Source organism: Collinsella sp. AM12-1, from assembly GCF_003472325.1.
Classification (GTDB): domain Bacteria; phylum Actinomycetota; class Coriobacteriia; order Coriobacteriales; family Coriobacteriaceae; genus Collinsella.
In genome coordinates, this window is record NZ_QRLS01000005.1 from 82,590 (window position 1) to 99,508 (window position 16,919).

At 55.7% G+C, this 16,919-nt stretch carries 14 protein-coding genes; all 14 read left to right on the forward strand.

Annotation, left to right across the window (positions count from 1 at the left end; all coding sequences use genetic code 11):
- Positions 1-135 precede the first annotated feature (135 nt).
- The 14 genes from DW136_RS03890 to DW136_RS03955 all read left to right on the forward strand — a co-directional run bounded on the left by DW136_RS03890 (position 136) and on the right by DW136_RS03955 (position 16,818).
- Positions 136-912, forward strand: coding sequence for a WecB/TagA/CpsF family glycosyltransferase (locus DW136_RS03890; RefSeq protein WP_197032793.1), 777 nt, complete (start codon positions 136-138; stop codon positions 910-912).
- Positions 913-1,971 (forward strand): polysaccharide biosynthesis protein, encoded by a 1,059-nt coding sequence (locus DW136_RS03895; RefSeq protein WP_089571660.1) that lies wholly within the window; start codon positions 913-915, stop codon positions 1,969-1,971.
- A gap of 1 nt (position 1,972) precedes the next feature.
- Positions 1,973-3,190, forward strand: coding sequence for an NAD-dependent epimerase/dehydratase family protein (locus tag DW136_RS03900; RefSeq protein ID WP_117837165.1), 1,218 nt, complete (start codon positions 1,973-1,975; stop codon positions 3,188-3,190).
- Between the two features lie 4 nt (positions 3,191-3,194).
- Positions 3,195-4,376, forward strand: coding sequence for a non-hydrolyzing UDP-N-acetylglucosamine 2-epimerase (gene wecB, locus DW136_RS03905; protein ID WP_117839775.1), 1,182 nt, complete (start codon positions 3,195-3,197; stop codon positions 4,374-4,376).
- Positions 4,376-5,557 carry a glycosyltransferase gene (locus tag DW136_RS03910; RefSeq protein WP_199580157.1) on the forward strand — a complete coding sequence of 394 codons (1,182 nt, stop codon included), beginning with the start codon at positions 4,376-4,378 and terminating at the stop codon, positions 5,555-5,557. The genes wecB and DW136_RS03910 overlap by 1 nt, the downstream gene beginning before the upstream one ends.
- A gap of 2 nt (positions 5,558-5,559) precedes the next feature.
- Positions 5,560-6,123: a DapH/DapD/GlmU-related protein gene (locus DW136_RS03915; protein WP_117839777.1), complete on the forward strand. Its 564-nt coding sequence runs from the start codon at positions 5,560-5,562 to the stop codon at positions 6,121-6,123.
- A complete protein-coding gene (locus tag DW136_RS03920; protein WP_158558601.1) occupies positions 6,110-7,180 on the forward strand; it encodes a glycosyltransferase family 4 protein in 1,071 nt (356 codons plus the stop codon). The genes DW136_RS03915 and DW136_RS03920 overlap by 14 nt, the downstream gene beginning before the upstream one ends.
- Positions 7,170-8,360, forward strand: a complete 1,191-nt coding sequence (locus DW136_RS03925) for a hypothetical protein (RefSeq protein ID WP_147334503.1) — start codon at positions 7,170-7,172, stop codon at positions 8,358-8,360. The genes DW136_RS03920 and DW136_RS03925 overlap by 11 nt, the downstream gene beginning before the upstream one ends.
- On the forward strand, positions 8,350-9,504 hold the full coding sequence (locus DW136_RS03930; RefSeq protein ID WP_117839780.1) for a polysaccharide pyruvyl transferase family protein: 1,155 nt from the start codon (positions 8,350-8,352) through the stop codon (positions 9,502-9,504). The genes DW136_RS03925 and DW136_RS03930 overlap by 11 nt, the downstream gene beginning before the upstream one ends.
- Before the next feature lie 44 nt (positions 9,505-9,548).
- On the forward strand, positions 9,549-11,282 hold the full coding sequence (locus tag DW136_RS03935; protein ID WP_117839781.1) for a thiamine pyrophosphate-binding protein: 1,734 nt from the start codon (positions 9,549-9,551) through the stop codon (positions 11,280-11,282).
- Complete coding sequence (locus DW136_RS03940; protein ID WP_117839782.1) at positions 11,279-12,361, forward strand: NAD-dependent epimerase/dehydratase family protein; 1,083 nt, start codon at positions 11,279-11,281, stop codon at positions 12,359-12,361. Before DW136_RS03935 ends, DW136_RS03940 begins: the two co-directional genes overlap by 4 nt.
- Positions 12,362-12,425: 64 nt before the next feature.
- Complete coding sequence (locus DW136_RS03945) at positions 12,426-13,802, forward strand: lipopolysaccharide biosynthesis protein (RefSeq protein ID WP_147335434.1); 1,377 nt, start codon at positions 12,426-12,428, stop codon at positions 13,800-13,802.
- A gap of 610 nt (positions 13,803-14,412) precedes the next feature.
- On the forward strand, positions 14,413-15,513 hold the full coding sequence (locus DW136_RS03950) for a hypothetical protein (protein WP_118289130.1): 1,101 nt from the start codon (positions 14,413-14,415) through the stop codon (positions 15,511-15,513).
- Positions 15,514-15,954: 441 nt separating this feature from the next.
- Complete coding sequence (locus DW136_RS03955; protein ID WP_117583154.1) at positions 15,955-16,818, forward strand: hypothetical protein; 864 nt, start codon at positions 15,955-15,957, stop codon at positions 16,816-16,818.
- Positions 16,819-16,919 lie beyond the last annotated feature (101 nt).

Consider the following 16,919-nt stretch of genomic DNA (forward strand, 5'->3'; position numbering starts at 1 on the left):
GGACCGCAATTCGACCGATTTTGACGGCATGGTCCAGCGCGACCTTGAATACATCGCTAAGCGCGGGATCATCACGGACCTCAAGATTGTCGTCCTTACGGTAATCGAGGTCATCACCGGTAAGGGTGCGTGCTAATGCTCGATAATTATTCAAAGTATTCCGAGCTCAATCGCGTGCCGGTAATTGATGTCCCGATTACCGGCACGAATATGCCTCACTGCATTCATTTTCTTACTGAGCATATCGATGAGCTCCGTGGCGAATACATCTGCGTTTCTAATGCACATACGTCTGTAATGGCCCACGATGATCCTTCCTATTGGGCTTGCCAAGCTGAATCCGTCATGTCTGTTCCTGATGGAAAACCCCTGTCGATTGTTGGTAGAAAGGCTGTTGCATCAATGGACCGCGTTACTGGTCCAGACTTGATGCGAGAGATTTTTGAGATCTCCAGCCTGCACGGATGGAGCCATTACTTCTACGGAAATGAGACGAAGAACCTCGAGGCGCTCAGAGATGCGCTTCAAAAGGAATATCCGAGCTTGGAAATCGCAGGCATGGAACCCTCCGTTTTCCGTCCACTGACATATGGCGAAAAATGCGATTTATCCCAACGTATTGCCGACTCAGGGGCCGATTTCGCATGGATCGCGCTTGGTGCGCCTCGTCAGGAGCTTCTTATGCACGAACTCAAAGGGGGGCCGCAGCCGCTGATGATCGGCGTTGGTGGCGCGTTCAACGTTCTCGCCGGAGTGGTACCGGAGGCACCGATCTGGATGCAAAACCTGAGCCTTGAGTGGCTATACAGACTTATCCAAGAGCCGAAACGACTTTTCAAACGATATCTAGTTACTAATACCAAATTCCTCTTTTACCAGTTCACGGGCGCCAAGCGCAAGGAAGGCAAGTAGATGAAATCCACCACCGCATTCAAAGACAAGACCCTGATGATCACGGGCGGCACCGGCTCGTTCGGCAACACCGTCCTCAAGCACTTCATGGACACCGACCTGGCCGAGATCCGCATCTTCTCTCGCGACGAGAAGAAGCAGGACGACATGCGCCACCGCCTGCAGGAGAAGTCGCCCGAGCTCGCCTCCAAGGTGCGCTTCTTCATCGGCGACGTCCGTAACGCCCAGTCGGTGCGCGACGCCATGCACGGCGTGGACTACATCTTCCACGCCGCCGCCTTGAAGCAGGTGCCCTCCTGCGAGTTCTTCCCCATGGAGGCCGTGCGCACCAACGTCATCGGCACGGACAACGTGCTGCACGCCGCGATCGACGAGGGCGTCGACCGCGTCGTGTGCCTGTCCACCGACAAGGCGGCATACCCCATCAACGCCATGGGCAAGTCCAAGGCCATGATGGAGTCCATCATCTACGCCAACGCCCGAAACGGCGCCGGCCGCACCACCATCTGCTGCACCCGCTACGGCAACGTCATGTGCTCGCGCGGCAGCGTCATCCCGCTGTTCATCGACCGCATCCGAAAAGGGGAGCCGCTCACGGTCACCGACCCCAACATGACCCGCTTCCTCATGAACCTGGACGAGGCGGTCGACCTGGTGCAGTTCGCCTTCGAGCACGCCAACCCCGGCGACCTGTTCATCCAGAAGGCGCCTGCCTCCACCATCGGCGACCTCGCCGAGGCGGTCCAGGAGGTCTTCGGCCGCGTGGGCACCCAGGTGATCGGCACCCGCCACGGCGAGAAGCTCTTCGAGACCCTCATGACCCGCGAGGAGCGCCTGCGCGCCGAGGACATGGGTGGCTACTACCGCGTGGCATGCGACTCGCGCGACCTGAACTACGACAAGTTCGTCGTGGACGGTGAGGTGGAGACCCAGGCCGACGAGTCCTACACCTCCCACAACACCGAGAGGCTCGACGTTGAGGGCACCATCGCCAAGATCAAGACCGCCGAGTACGTGCAGCTGGCGCTCGAGGGCCGCGAGCACGAGGCGGTGCAGTAGGGTGCGCGTCCTCGTCACCGGCGCCAGGGGCTTCGTCGGGAAGAACCTCTGCTGCGCGCTGAAAAACATCCGCGACGGCAAGGACCGCCGCGCCAAATACCGAGCCCTGCTGCCGCTCGAGGTCATGGAGTATGACGTCGACTCGACGACCGAGGAGCTGGACGGCTACTGCTCCCGCGCCGACTTCGTCTTCAACCTGGCCGGCGTCAACCGCCCCGAGGACCAGGCGGAGTTCATGGAGGGCAACTTCGGGTTCGCCTCCACGCTGCTTGATGCCCTCGAGCGCCACGGGAACACGTGCCCCGTCATGCTCTCCAGCTCCGCGCAGGCGAGCCTTTCCGGCCGTTTTGAGGGCTCGGTCTACGGCGAGTCGAAACTGGCGGGGGAGGGCCTGTTCCGCGATTATTCCGAGCGCACGGGCGCCCCGGTGCTCATCTACCGCTTTCCCAACCTCTACGGCAAGTGGTGCCGCCCGCGTTACAACTCCGCCGTGGCCACCTTCTGCGACGCCATCGCCAACGGCCGCCCCTACACCGTGAACGACCCCTCGGTGGAGCTGGAGCTCCTCTACATCGACGACCTCGTCGACGAGATGCTGGGCGCCCTGCTGGGGGAGGAGCACCGCTGCGGATACGAGGGGCTCGAGCGCGTCGACGGAGATGATTTCTGCTACGTCCCCGGGACCGACGTGAAAACCCTGGGCGAGATTGTCTACCTGCTGGGCAGCTTCCGCGACAGCCGCGAGACGCTTTCGGTGCCGGACCTTTCCGAGGGATCCTTCTCCAAGAAGCTCTGGAGCACGTTCCTGTCCCACTACGAGCCGGGGCACTTCGCCTACTCCCTGAAGCCCAACACCGACGAGCGCGGCTCGTTCACCGAGTTCCTGCGCACGCCGGAGCGCGGCCAGGTCTCCATCAACGTCTCGAAGCCCGGCATCACCAAGGGCAACCACTGGCACATGAGCAAATGGGAGAGGTTCCTGGTGGTCTCCGGTACCGCGTCGATCAGGCTGAGGAGGGTGGGGGAGGACGCCGAGGGCAAGCCCTTCCCCGTCGACGAGTATGTCGTCTCTGGTCCCGACATGCGCGTGGTCGAGATGATCCCCGGCTACACGCACTCCATCACCAACATGTCCGACACCGAGGACCTCGTGACGGTCATGTGGGCCAACGAGCCCTTCGACCCCGAGGACCCCGACACCTACTACGAGGAGGTCTAGCCGCATGGGCAAGGACTATTCCGATATCCGCTTCGGGGACGACGGCCGCCTGAAGCTGCTGATCATCGTGGGCACCCGCCCCGAGGTCATCCGCCTGTCCGAGGTCATCAAGAAGTGCCGCCGCCACTTCGACTGCCTGCTGGCTCACACCGGGCAGAACTACGACTACACGCTCAACGGCATCTTCTTCCGCGACCTGTCGCTGGACGACCCCGACGTCTACCTGGACGCTGTGGGCGCCGACCTGGGCGAGACGGTGGGCAATATCATCGCCGCGAGCTATAAGCTGATGGTGCAGGTCCAGCCCGATGCGCTGCTGATCCTGGGCGACACCAACAGCTGCCTGTCCGCTATCGCGGCCAAGAGGCTCCACATCCCCATCTTCCACATGGAGGCGGGCAACCGCTGCAAGGACGAGTGCCTGCCCGAGGAGACCAACCGCCGCATCGTCGACGTGATCTCCGACGTCAACCTTGCCTACTCCGAGCACGCCCGTCGCTACCTCAAGGACACCGGCTGCGCCCCGGAGCGCACCTACGTCACAGGCTCGCCCATGGCGGAGGTCCTGCGCGCCAACCTGGACAAGATCGAGGCATCCGATATCCTCTCCGAGCTCCGCCTTGAGCCCAAGCGCTATATGCTGCTCTCGGCCCACCGCGAGGAGAACATCGACACCGAGGCGAACTTCACGAGCCTGTTCACCGCGATCAACGCGCTGGCCGAGAAATACGACATGCCGATCCTGTACTCCTGCCACCCGCGCTCCCGTAAGCGCCTGGAGGCCACTGGCTTCAAGCTCGACCCGCGCGTGCGCATGCACGAGCCCATGGGTTTCCACGACTACAACTGCCTGCAGATGAACGCCTTCGCGGTTGTCTCCGACTCCGGCACCCTGCCCGAGGAGTCGAGCTTCTTCGCCAGTATCGGCCGCCCGTTCCCGGCGGTGTGCATCCGTACCTCGACCGAGCGCCCCGAGGCGCTGGACAAGGCGTGCTTCACGCTTGCCGGCATCAGCGAGCGCGGCCTGCTCCAGGCGGTCCACACCGCCGTCGAGCTCGACGCCGAGGGGTCGCTCCCCGAGGCCCCCGTGCCCGACTACGCCGACGAGACCGTGTCCACCAAGGTCGTGAAAATCATCCAGAGCTACACAGGCGTCGTAGACAAGATGGTGTGGAGGAAATGCTAGTGTCGCAGACCCAAGGGCTCACGACCGACGCGCTCGTCGACGAAGCACTCGCTCTGGGTGAATGTCTGGGACGCCCGCTGCGCTACGTCCAGCTCAACAGCTTTTACAACGGTTCCACCGGTACCATAATGCGCAACCTTCACCATGAGCTGACTGAGCGCGGGGTTGACTCTTACATCTTCTGGGGCCGTCGCCACAACACGATAAGCGACCATGAGCAGTGCTGCGCTTCGAAGGCCGGCTACCTCTCCCACGGCGCCATGACACGTTTGCATGACCGCATGGGCTTCTACTCTAAGCGAGATACCGCAAAACTGCTCAAGCGCCTGGACGAGATCGATCCCGATGTGGTGCACCTGCATAACATACACGGCTATTACGTGAACATAGAGATGCTGTTCTCTTGGCTCGCCTCACATCGTTGCCAGGTTAAATGGACGTTGCACGATTGCTGGGCCTTTACGGGCCATTGTGCGTACTTCACATATGTGAAGTGTGCACAATGGCAGTCTCATTGCGCGTACTCGAAATGCTGCCCGCAGCTGGACACCTATCCCATAACGATTTCAAAAACCAACTGCGCGAGAAACTATGAAGATAAGAAACGCATCTTCACGAGCGTACCGCCTGAGCGGATGACGCTAATAACACCTTCACAGTGGCTCGCGGATTTGGTCGGGGAGAGCTTTCTCAAAGATTATCCGGTGGAGGTCCGTCATAACGTCATCGACACCGACGTTTTCAAGCCCACCCCAAGCGACTTCCGCGAGAGATACGGTATTGGCGACCGGTTTATGGTGCTAGGCGTTGCGAGCCCTTGGACCAAGCGCAAGGGACTTCCTGATTTCGTCCGCTTAGCCGAGGAACTTGACTCTGACAAGTTTGTCGTAGCGCTCGTCGGCCTTTCGGATCGGCAGCTAAAGGCGCTTCCCCGGGGCGTTGTTGGCCTCAAACGTACCAACTCTCCCCAGGAGCTCGCCGGCATCTATACAACGGCGGACGTCTATTTCAATCCTACCGTAGAGGACAACTATCCGACGGTCAACCTTGAAGCCGAGGCCTGTGGCACTCCTGTTATAACTTACGACACAGGTGGGTGCAGGGAGACGCTTCATCGTGCTGATTCAAGTTTCGTTGCCGGCTTTGATCAAGCACTATCCATGATAGAGAAAGGCTTTTAATAATGAGGGTCGACAAAGTCGTTCCTGCTGCTCAGGGATATAAACGCGTAGCGAAAATACCTTTAAAGGGCGTTCTCCTTGCAATAAATAAGTTATCGAACAAAACTTATAAAAAGCTATACCCTCGCTACTTGGCGTGGCTAGGGGTCAACATCTCGGATAAGTTCTCCGAGTACGGTGATCCTTGGATAAGCCCTGAATGCCGCTTCGATGCGGCGGGCTACAATCTCATCACTTTGGGCGATGGAGTCACCATCAGCTATGGAACGTCCATCTTAGTCCACGACTACAGCATCGACAAGGCGTTGTATGCTCGCCGTGGGACGCATGGTAAGCTTCTCAAGTCTGTGACTATTGGCAGGAACTGTTTTATCGGCGCAAACACAATGATTCTGCCTGGCACTGTTATCGGTGATGACTGCATCATCGGGGGGGGGTCGGTTGTCAAAGGCCGCTTTCCGGTTGGATCGGTCGTATGCGGCAACCCGGCTCGCGTTGTTGGAACTGTAGATGAGTTCCTTGAAAAGCACGAGGCCAAAGAGGATATCGTTTATGGACTTTCCTAATGAGAAGGTGCTGCTGATTTCACGTCTCGACGGAAACAGGGGGCCTTTGGGCGTAGCCGCGGCAGTCCACTCCCGTCTTGCCCAGAATCATGCTTGCAAGCTTGCTGAGGTTTATTCCTTTGCCGATGTGCTAAAGCTCATTGTGAAGATTCCATTTACTTACAAGGGTTACTCCATATGCGTGCACCAAAATGGATTCAGAGTACCCATGGCGCTCTGCATGCTATCGAAGATTGATCACGGCAATAACTACTACCTCGTAGTTCATGGCATTGCAGCCGAAGAACGCAAATACCGGCCGGTGCTGTCTCGTGATCTTAAGCTCGAACCTAAGCTAATTAGAGAGTTCCCGAATCTCATCTGTGTTTCTAGGTTTGAGGCTGAAGTTCTTAAGAAGTTGTATGGCCGTAACGAAAACGTTACGGTGATCGGGAACGGTGTCGACCTCCCTGTAGGGGTTGAAGTCGACTCATTGTTGGCTGAGAAGCGCTCCTCGAATCCTCCCGTCGTGATAACGACGGGAGGATTCGAGGAGCGCAAGGGCTGCGATCTCGCACTCCTTGCGCTGTCGAAGTATGCTGCCCTAACGGATGCCCAACCTAGGCTCATAGTATGCGGTCGGGATTCCCGGGCCGTCGGCTCCAATCGTGCCCTCTGCGAAAAGATGGCTAGGGAGGGTGGTGTTGAGCTTGATTACCGCGGAGAAATATCTGACAAGGAAGAGTTAATGAGGCTCTATCGTAAGGCTGACTTCTATGCCGGGCTCAGCAGGTTCGACACCTTCAATGTATCCGTTTTGGAGGGCGCCGCATCTTGCTGCATACCTATTATTTCCGAGAAGTGCGGCGCCTCTGCGCTCTTTGACGGATCCAACTCTATTCGTTGCGATATCGACGAAGCGGATTGGGCAGATGAGGCTGCCACATCCCTTGTTCGCCTGTGTTCTGATAACGCCCTCTATCGCGAGGTGGCAAGTCGCTCTCACGCTGTTGCCACAGCGAATACTTGGGATGCCGTGGCGGAGCGCTATTGGGAGGTTCTTTCGAATGACGAATAGCGCTACCGCTGATCAGCCTGTAAACCTATCACTTTCGTCAAGGAGCTCGGTCTTCTTCTGGATGGGTTTTTGGGTCTTATTTGCCAAATTCTTTCTCCAAGCTACTGTTTTCGTTGCTGTAGAAGGTGCGTTTGCTAAGGTCTTATTGCTATTTGGATGCGCTTTTCTGGCGTTCAGGGTGGCTGTCCTTTTCCTGGAGGGCCACTCGAGCGGTTTGGGAATTATAGGTATATGTCTCGGAACTGTGTCCTATGTTCTATCTGGCGAGTCTGTTTTGTTGACTACTTCGCTTCTTCTTACCGCCGCATATGAAATTGATCCGCAATCTATCCTTAAATGCTGGAGCCGCGCCGTAACGGCAATCATAGTCCTTATGATCTGGACCTATGTCATCGCTCGGCTGATGGGCGTGACGATTGGATTGCAATGGTCCGATATTGGAGGCCTGTCTTCGAATCGTAGTGCGTTGTTTTTTATCCATCCGAATTACTGCGCAGCCGTATTCTTCGCTTGGGCTATGGCCATGTTCTGTCGAACGGATGTACACATTGCGCTGAGGGGAATCGTCGGCGCGATTTCTACGAGTGTGATTGTTGCTGTAGCGGGTTCGCGGACTTCGGCAGCATCTCTCCTTCTCTTCTATGCATTGGTGGTTGTACTAACGGCCTGGTCAAATCGTGCGGGCAGCGGCTTTGTAAAATGGGTGCCAAGGGTTATCGTTGCCGTTCCTTTGGTTCTCTTTCTTTTTACGTTGTGGATTTCCGCCATCTGGTTCATGGGACCCAACTTCAGCCAGGCTGCGAGTGATTTTCTTACTGGTAGGCCTGCTCTTTGGTGGGCACAATGGAATTATGCTGGTCTCACTGTTTTCGGACACCATGCCTTTGAAGGCGTTCTTCTCATCAGGGGATCATTTCACGATATCCACACTGTTGATGGGATGTACGCATCGTTTCTGTTCAATATGGGGGTCGCAGGTTTCGCCTGGCTTCTAGTGCTCGCATGGCGTGCTTTCAAATTGAAGGAAGGAATCGATCCCATCTTTGCAGCCGCTCTTATTGCCATTTTCATCTTTGCTTTCACCGAGTGGCATGCCGTAAATGCTGCTGTCTGCGCCCCTCTAATTCTCCTCTCTCGAGGAATGGTGCCTATCGAAAGGAGAGTACTCCGTGATTCCTGATATTCACAAACCTCTAATTTCTCAAATGACTTGGTACCAGTCTCAAAACTATGGGACGGTTCTTCAGGCATATGCCTTGCAAAGAACATTGAATGACATTGGGGCGGACGCTCGCCTCGTGAATTACGACCCCGCGCCTTGGCAGCAGCGAAATCAATCCGGGCTGCGTAAGAGTAAGCCCTTCAAGGCCGCTCGCATGTTCCAGCAGCGTGCAATGGGGGTTGCGCCGTTCACCTCAGCCGAGAAGAGTGCCGCGTTCAAGGGGTTTACTTCCACCTTCATTAAAGAAACCGAGCCGGTAGCTTCGCCAGATGATTTTGAAGCTCTGAATTCCTTTTTTGATGCGTTTGTCTGTGGCAGCGATCAAGTGTGGTCCCCACGTTGCTTCGACCCTCGTTACTATCTCGATTTCGTCGCTGACGATAAACCCCGTATCGCCTATGCTCCAAGCTTCGGTTGTGACTCGCTCCCGGATACCATTGCTGCGGCTATCGCCCCACTTGTCTCTGGCTTCAACGCTTTGAGCGCTCGTGAGACTGCGGGAGCGCGAATGGTGAGGGACCTTAGCGGCAGGGAGTGTAAGGTTGTCTGCGATCCAGTGGTACTGCTCGGTGCTGATGAGTGGCGTTCTATCAGTCGGCATGACACTCCGCTAGTCTCCGAGCGCTACTGTCTCTGCTACTTCTTGGGTCGCTCCGAGGGGAACTGGAAGCTTGCCCGTTCCATTGCCAAGAAAAAGGGCCTCGAACTCGTTATCATCCCTGTGTTTAACGGAGATATTAAGCGTGGGGGTATGGTTCCTTCTGGCGTGGGGCCGCTAGAGTTCCTCTGGCTCATAGACAATGCATCCCATGTGTGCACTGACTCGTTCCACGGTCTTGTCTTCTCGACCCTACTAGAACGAGACTTCTCTGTCTTTGAACGCTTTAAACCTGGCACCACCGCCTCACAAAACGTAAGAATTGAAAGCTTTTTGAGCCTTACAGGCCTTGAGGATAGATTAATCCGATGGGATGCTAAGGACGCATCCTGCTCTGTCGCCCAAGTCAACTTTGCTCGTGCCGAAACCAGGATTTCCTCACTTCGCCAGAGTTCTCTGGAGTATCTGCGAGGGGCTCTCAAGCCGGTACTCTCTGAGCACTAACGGTGCGCGTAATCGTGAACCATTAACAAAGAAAGGTAGCGTAAATGCCTGCTAAGTACACAGAAGAGAAGAACGTTCTCATGCTCATGAGTCTTATGAAGCAGCATGGAGTGAGGAAAATCGTTGCCTCTCCGGGGACCACAAACATATCGTTCGTGGTCAGTCTTCAGCGCGACCCGTATTTCCAGGTGTTCTCCTCCGTTGATGAACGCTCCGCGGCCTATATCGCCTGCGGTCTTGCAGAAGAGTCTGGCGAGCCGGTGGCTCTCAGCTGCACGCAGGCCACAGCGTCCAGGAATTACTTTCCGGGTCTCACTGAGGCCTATTATCGGAAACTTCCCGTGCTTGCAGTTACTTCGACGCAGCATGCGGTCCGCATTGGCCAAAACATTCAACAGGCCATCGATCGAACCGTCCAACCTATCGACACCGTGAAGTTGAGCGTGCAAGTGCCTATCATTCAGAGCGCTGAGGATGCCACTTACGCCAACGTTGCCATCAATCGAGCGCTGCTTGAGCTTCGGCGCGATGGCGGAGCCCCCGTCCACATCAACCTCACCACAACCTATACCAAGGTATACGATGCCTCAGAGCTCCCCAAGAGCCGTAGCATCATGCGTTATACATCAGAAGATGAACTTCCTCAGATCCCTTCCGGCTCCAGGGTTGCCGTCTATGTCGGTGCGCACAGCCGCTGGAGCGATAGACTTACCGTTGCCGTTGATTCATTCTGCGAGACCTACGGCGCGTGCGTTCTCTGCGATCAGACGAGTAACTATTGGGGCCGTTACCGCGTGAACCCCTCGCTGCTTTTCTCGCAAGGCAATGCCGTTGCCTCGTCAGAGACAATCGACGTCCTCATCCACATCGGGAACACTTCGGGGGGAGCCGCGCCAAGACGTCTTAAGGCGTCCTGGCGCGTCAATCCGGATGGAGAGGTGCGCGACACTTTCGGTTGCTTGAAGAACGTCTTCGACATGTCTGAGGAGCGCTTCTTTGAAACATATGCGAGTATGGTTGACTCGACTACTTCGCCGGCGTACCGAGAGGAGTGCGCGCGCGAGGCTACCGCCATTATGACCAAGATTCCTGAATTGCCTTTCTCAAACGCTTGGATGGCTCAACAGACTCTGCCCCTCTTCCCTGAGGGCTCAATTATCCACATGGGAATTTACAACTCGTTGCGTACATGGAGCCTCTTCGAGGGCAATCGGGTCCGTGGGTACTGCAACACGGGAGGATTTGGCATCGACGGTGGCGTATCAAGCCTGCTCGGAGCATCGCTGGCTACAGATGCCCCCTGCTTCGGCGTGTTCGGTGACCTTGCATTTTTCTATGATATGAATGCACTCGGTAACCGTCATGTTGGCAACAACCTACGCATCCTCATTGTTAACAACGGCTGCGGTGTCGAGTTCAAGAATCATATCAATCGCGCTTACCCCCTCGGCGATGAGGCAGACCTCTATGTAAGCGCTCGGGGCCATTACGGGCACCAGTCGCGCAAACTTATTAAGCACTTTGCCGAGGACCTTGGGTTCGAATATCGGGGCGTTGAGACAAAAGATGAGTATCTAGTCGCTGTTGACTTGCTCGTTTCACCAGAACCGCGCGACCGCCCCGTTCTGATTGAAGCGTTTGTGCGACCCGAGGACGACACCGATGCACTTAAGATCCTCTACAGTATCGAGGAGACTACGACGGGAAACGCCAAGGCTGCCATCAAGTCTGTCATTGGTGAAAAAGGCGTACGCATGCTGAAGGGGCTTGTTCGATGAAAGCGCTACTTCTGGGGGGCACGGGTGCGATAGGGAACTATCTCCAGGGGGAACTTTCCTCTCGTGGGTGGGACGTCTTCGTTACCTCTCGAAGCGCCCGTAGATCGCAGGGTTCGGTCACCTATCTCCGGGGCAATGCGAAGGATCCAGTATTTCTCGCTGATGTGTTAAAGGATGGATACGATGTCCTAGTAGACTTTATGACATGGGACCCCGAGGTATTCCGTTCAGTGTCCGAGCTCATGCTTGCTTCGGCTGGCCGCTACGTATTCCTCTCGTCCTACCGTGTCTTTGCCGATTCGCCGATTATTGACGAGCGAAGCCCGCGTCTCCTTGAGTCGTGTCCTGATGAGAGATATCGCGCTGGCGGAGAGTACGCAATCATTAAAGCTCATGAGGAGGACATCCTTCGATTCGGCTCGATGGAGAACTGGACCATCGTGCGCCCCGCCATTACCTTCTCGGGTGATGGTGTGGGCAGATTTCAGCTATGTACATACGAAAGCAGTCTCTGGCTTTGGCGCGCTTTAAAGGGGCTTCCGGTCCCCGTCGTTCACGATATGATGGGGAAACAATGCACTCTCACATGGGCATGTGATGTCGCGCGGATGATTGCACTGTTGGTCGGGAACTCCGCTGCCGCCGGTGAGGACTTCAATGTGGCGACCTCGCAGCACCAGACTTGGGGCGAAGTGCTCAACTTGTATCGCTCCGTCTTGCCGGTCGAGACGCGCGATGTGACACTTCATGACTATGAGTACCATTGCGGTCCCGCTTTGAAGGAATATGGCTACATTCCCCAGGTTCGCTACGACCGTATGGTCGATCGCATTCTCGACAACTCAAAGGTGCTTGAGTTCACGGGGCTAACGACTGGCGACCTTACCGACGTTCGAGAGGCGCTTCCCCGGGAACTCTCGGCCTATCTTTCGCATGGGCCGCACCTCTCCGCATCCCCGACGGTGCAAGGGCGCCTCGATCGAGTCTCCGGTTCGTCATTGCCGTTTCGAGACACTTTAAGCGAATTCGGGGTTTCTGGTTCCCTTAAGTATCTTGCTGCAATATTTGGGTTGGTGTAAAGGAAACTTGAGTCAAATAAAAAAGAAGAAACAGGATACTGAGGGTTCCGAGCAATCGCATGCTATGGCTCTCATTAAGAATACGGGCATCTTTGCTATTGGCACATTCGGCTCTAAGATTCTCACGCTTCTGATAATCCCGCTTTGTACTCATTATATCGCAACGGACGACATGGGCATCTATGACATGGTCTATACCATAATTGCCCTCCTGCAACCCATTGCAGTTCTTGCTATTCCAGAGTCGCTGTTCCGTTGGGTTATTGATGCTAAGGCCGATAAAAAAAGCGTCTACTCGACTTGGTTGGGTCTCTTTGCTGGGCTTACAGCGGTGTTCACGGCGATATTCTGGATCTGCTGGCTTATTGTCGACTTTGCCGATGCGGGTCTGATGTATGTCCTTGTCGTATTGAGCTGTCTTTATCAGAGTTTTCAGTACGGCACGCGTGGCCTTCATAACAATAAGTTGTTCGCGATTTCTGGCATCGTTTACTCAATCGCGTACTGTCTTGGCTGTTTTCTCCTGGTCGCCGTCCTGAATGTGGGATATCACGGACTTCTTTACGCGATGCTGTCCGCCACAGTCGTAGCATCGCTATTTCTGGTTGTTCCGCAGAGAGAACTCAGATCGTTTGCGGCATCCGGCATTAATGGGGAAGTGGCGTTGGAGATGCTGCGCTACTCGCTTTATTTGTTGCCCAATCAGCTGAGTTGGTGGGCGATGACTATGCTCGGGAGACTGATAATTGTCGGCTTCATGGGCTATTCCGCAAATGGCATCTTCTCCGTGGCGATGAAGTTTCCCTCCGCGCTCTCGATGATTTCCAACATTTTCACCCCCGCTTGGCAGGAGCAAGCAGTTATGCTCTTCAAGAAGAAGGGGAAGGACGAGTATTTCTCGAAGGTATTCAACCAATACGCCATTTTGCTTGCTACTTTGCTCATCCCCGGCGTGCCTGTGACCAAGCTCTTTGTCCAGTTTGCCATGGATCCTTCTTACTTTTCATGCTTTAACTACGTAGCACTTTTATACCTAGGCGCCGCCCTCAATGCGCTTTCTGCGTTTGTGGGAGTACTATATATGTGTGCCAAGGACACCAAGGGCGCTGCCAGTACTACGGTCATCGGCGCCGCCGTGAATATCGTTGCATCCCTTGCGCTTGTTCCCTTGATAGGTCTTATGGGGGCGGCACTTGGCAACTTCCTTGGAAATGCAGCCATTCTCGTTGCTCGCTTGAAGCAAACCCATAGATACTGCACGATGACTGTTGACTGGAAGAGGATTTTGGCTTACGGAGTGATTGTCGTTGTGGTTTCGCTTCTTGCGGCTGGTCTCAACTCGCTTCCTTCGATTTGCGCACTATCCCTCTGCTGCGCAATTGTCTTCTATTTTGCTAACCGCAGCTCCGTTAAGACTCTCAAGAGTTTCCTTAATAAATAGCATTGTGGAATAATTTTTCGGTTGAGCAGGGAAACTAGCTGTTAGCACCGGGCGATTTTAACCACTGCTAAAAATAATTTTTGACCATTTCCGCTCACCGAATATTGACCACCACGTCCCTGCTGCCACCTGACGTTTGCGGTATCTACGCGATAACGTCAGGTGTGCAATTGTGACGAACGAGAACTTAGATGGCCCACGGTAAGATATAATCGCGACGCCCTGTGAAATGTCAGTAGAGGAGGGGGTAGGCCCGCAGGTATGTAACATTGCGGAGTACTACAGAAAGACAGAGCTTGCTCGCTTCCGGACGAGGACGATCAGGAGCACGGGTTCAGGGCCCTGCCTCATGGGAACATCGGGAAGATAGCTTCAATTGCACATTGGATATTCCAATTATCCTTATTTGTTGACTTGAGAGTCGGCTGCCGATCGATTACGTAAGAGTCTCCTCCATTCACCGACTGACAAAACGATTTACACCTAATTATTGGCGCTGCTCAGGGACATTTTCTTTGTTTGTGCCTTGATCTCGCTAAACTAATAACTGCTGCTACCAGGGCATTTTCTGGTGCACATTCTATTGGCTCCTGCGAAGATCGGGGCGGGTATGTTTGCTGCCGAGTCCTACATCAGCCGTCATTACATTGCGATTGTTGCCATGGCCTGCCTATGCGTTTTGCTGGGCGGGCCTTCTTATGCCGCGGGCGCGGAGAGCCTCATCATCGCGGGCGCGACGTACTACGAGCCGGGCGTGTCGGGCCTCGGCTGGGCCTGGACCGATGCCGACAACCTGGAGCTTAACGGCTACGCGGGCGAGGCCATCGGCGCCGACGGCAACCTGGTGCTGGCGCTTGCCGGGCAAAACTCCGTGACGGAGTCGCATACGCCGGATGCGGACATCACGCTGTGCGGCATGGAGGTGTGGGGCAACCTGACGCTTCGCGGCACCGGGACCCTGACGGCGACGGGCTCGCAGTGCGGGATCCACGTCTCGCAGGCGCTCGTGGTGGACGGTTGCACCGTCGACGCCCGGGCAGGCGGGGCCGATATAACGGACGAGGCGGTCGCCGGCGTGATCGCAGGCGACATGGCCGTGCGCGGCGGCGGACGCGTCGTTGCCGCGGGCGCCGGGTCCGGAGCGGGCGTGCGCGCCTACGGCGTGTATCTGCAAGATGCGGGCCTTGGCGACGGTGCGGTTGGCTGCCGGCTTTCCGTCGACGCCTCGCGGCTCGATGCGGCCGGTACCGACGGCGGCGTTGCATGCACGGGCGGGTCGCTTGTGTCCGCGCGGTTTGTGACGCCTGTTGGTGGGGCTTTTGGTGCTGGCGGCGTGTTGGATGCCTCCGGTGCGATGGCACCGCATGTGGTGGTTGTGCCCGATGTCGCCACGCCTCCCGCGGGGGAGACCGACGGGCGCGACGTGCCAGGTGGCAGCGTGGACAGGTCTCCCACCGATGCTAACCCCGCTGCCGGAGGGCCCACCACAGGACCCACGGCAAATCCCACGATGAAACCCGCGGCCACGACAACCAAGACAGCAACGACAGTAACCAAGACCACGGTGTCCACGTCCTATAAGCCCAAGACCGCAACCGCCACCGCGACAACTGCGTTACTCCCCAAGACCGGCGACAACAACTGGGTCGCAGCTTCCGTGACGCTTTTCCTGCTTGGTACAATGCTTCTAGCTGCCGCATGTCGTTGTTGAGATAGCTGCCATTTGGAAGAAAGGGACATCCACAAGGCATTGCTATTTGCTTGTTTGCTTATAGGCGCCCAATTATCGAAGGCAGAGGCCATACGGACGCGTCCATGGGCTGAATCGCGGCAACGAGACCCGGGTTGATATACGGGAGAAAAGAATTCAACAATAAGGTGGTGCAGATCACAAACAGCAAAAAGGGCACCGGGACTTATGTCGGCTCCGGTGCCCAAGCGCAATATCGGCAGTACACAGAGCACCGCAATGCAACAATCAGGGTCGAGCGCAAGGCGGATTTAGATCCGCTGAATTCATTTATAGTGCAAGCAGTATGGTCTAACCCCTCTTTTGCGTATATCCGGCTGTTGCGGTCGAGGCCTACGTCCCATGCGTAGAATTGCTTGGTATATAGAATTGCAACACCATTAAGTATTGTGGGGGTTTCTTGTGAAGTGGAACGAATTGGCTGAATTAATATGCGCGTTTATCTCTTTAATTGTGACAGCCATCATTGGCAAGAAACAGTGTTGCCAGAGCAAGCGCATGGAGGAATTCGAGCGTCGCCAGGACGAAAGAGACGAACGCAGACACGCCGAAGGGAATAAGGCGCAGGCAATCGAGTTTATCTCGAAGTATTACTCAGACAGAGGATTAATTCCGCTTTGCGCTGTCGCCGCCATGCACAATGACCTTTTTTATTATTCACGTGAGATGTACCGGAACTTTTGTTGTCTCGTGCCGGAGGTACAGAATCTAATTCTTAAATACTGCAATCTTGACTTGCGGGTCAGGGGAGAGGATGACCTGTTCGTCCGTTGCATCACCGCAGTCGAAGCCGCCCTCCGTGACCGCTTCCCAGAAGACGAACCCGTTCTTTATGATGATGGGAAATACGTGCTTCGCAGCCTCGAAAGGTATGCGGGGGAGAGGCTGCCAGAACCTCGGGTTGACCTTCTTTCTGAGTGCCTGGACTCTTCCTTTCTGCCCCCTGATAGCTGTTCCCCGGGGTACGATTACCTTATCCGTAAGGTCCTTTCCGAGGCCTTCGAATCCAGGGTCGCTTCCTTCGCCCCCATTTCCTATCTGAAAAATGAATATCAATTCGAATCGAGCTCCGAGATTGAGGCCTGCCGATTCGCGTTAACCGTTGCATTCTACGCGGCGACCTACGGCTCTGGTGACGAGGCCAACGATAAGGACTACGGGTGCCCCGGCGGTTTCGATGGCGAGAGAATCGAGACCATGGAAGACCTATTTCTTCTTGCCGTCTTTCAGATGTATACCAGGTTTCTACTTCCGGACGAGGAATAGGAATCGCAACCACGTGTCCGAGCCTTAAATATGTGTTCAAACTTCTTCCCCTATGTCCCCTTTGGGGACAGCCGCCAGCGCAATACCTCAGTGCTATACTC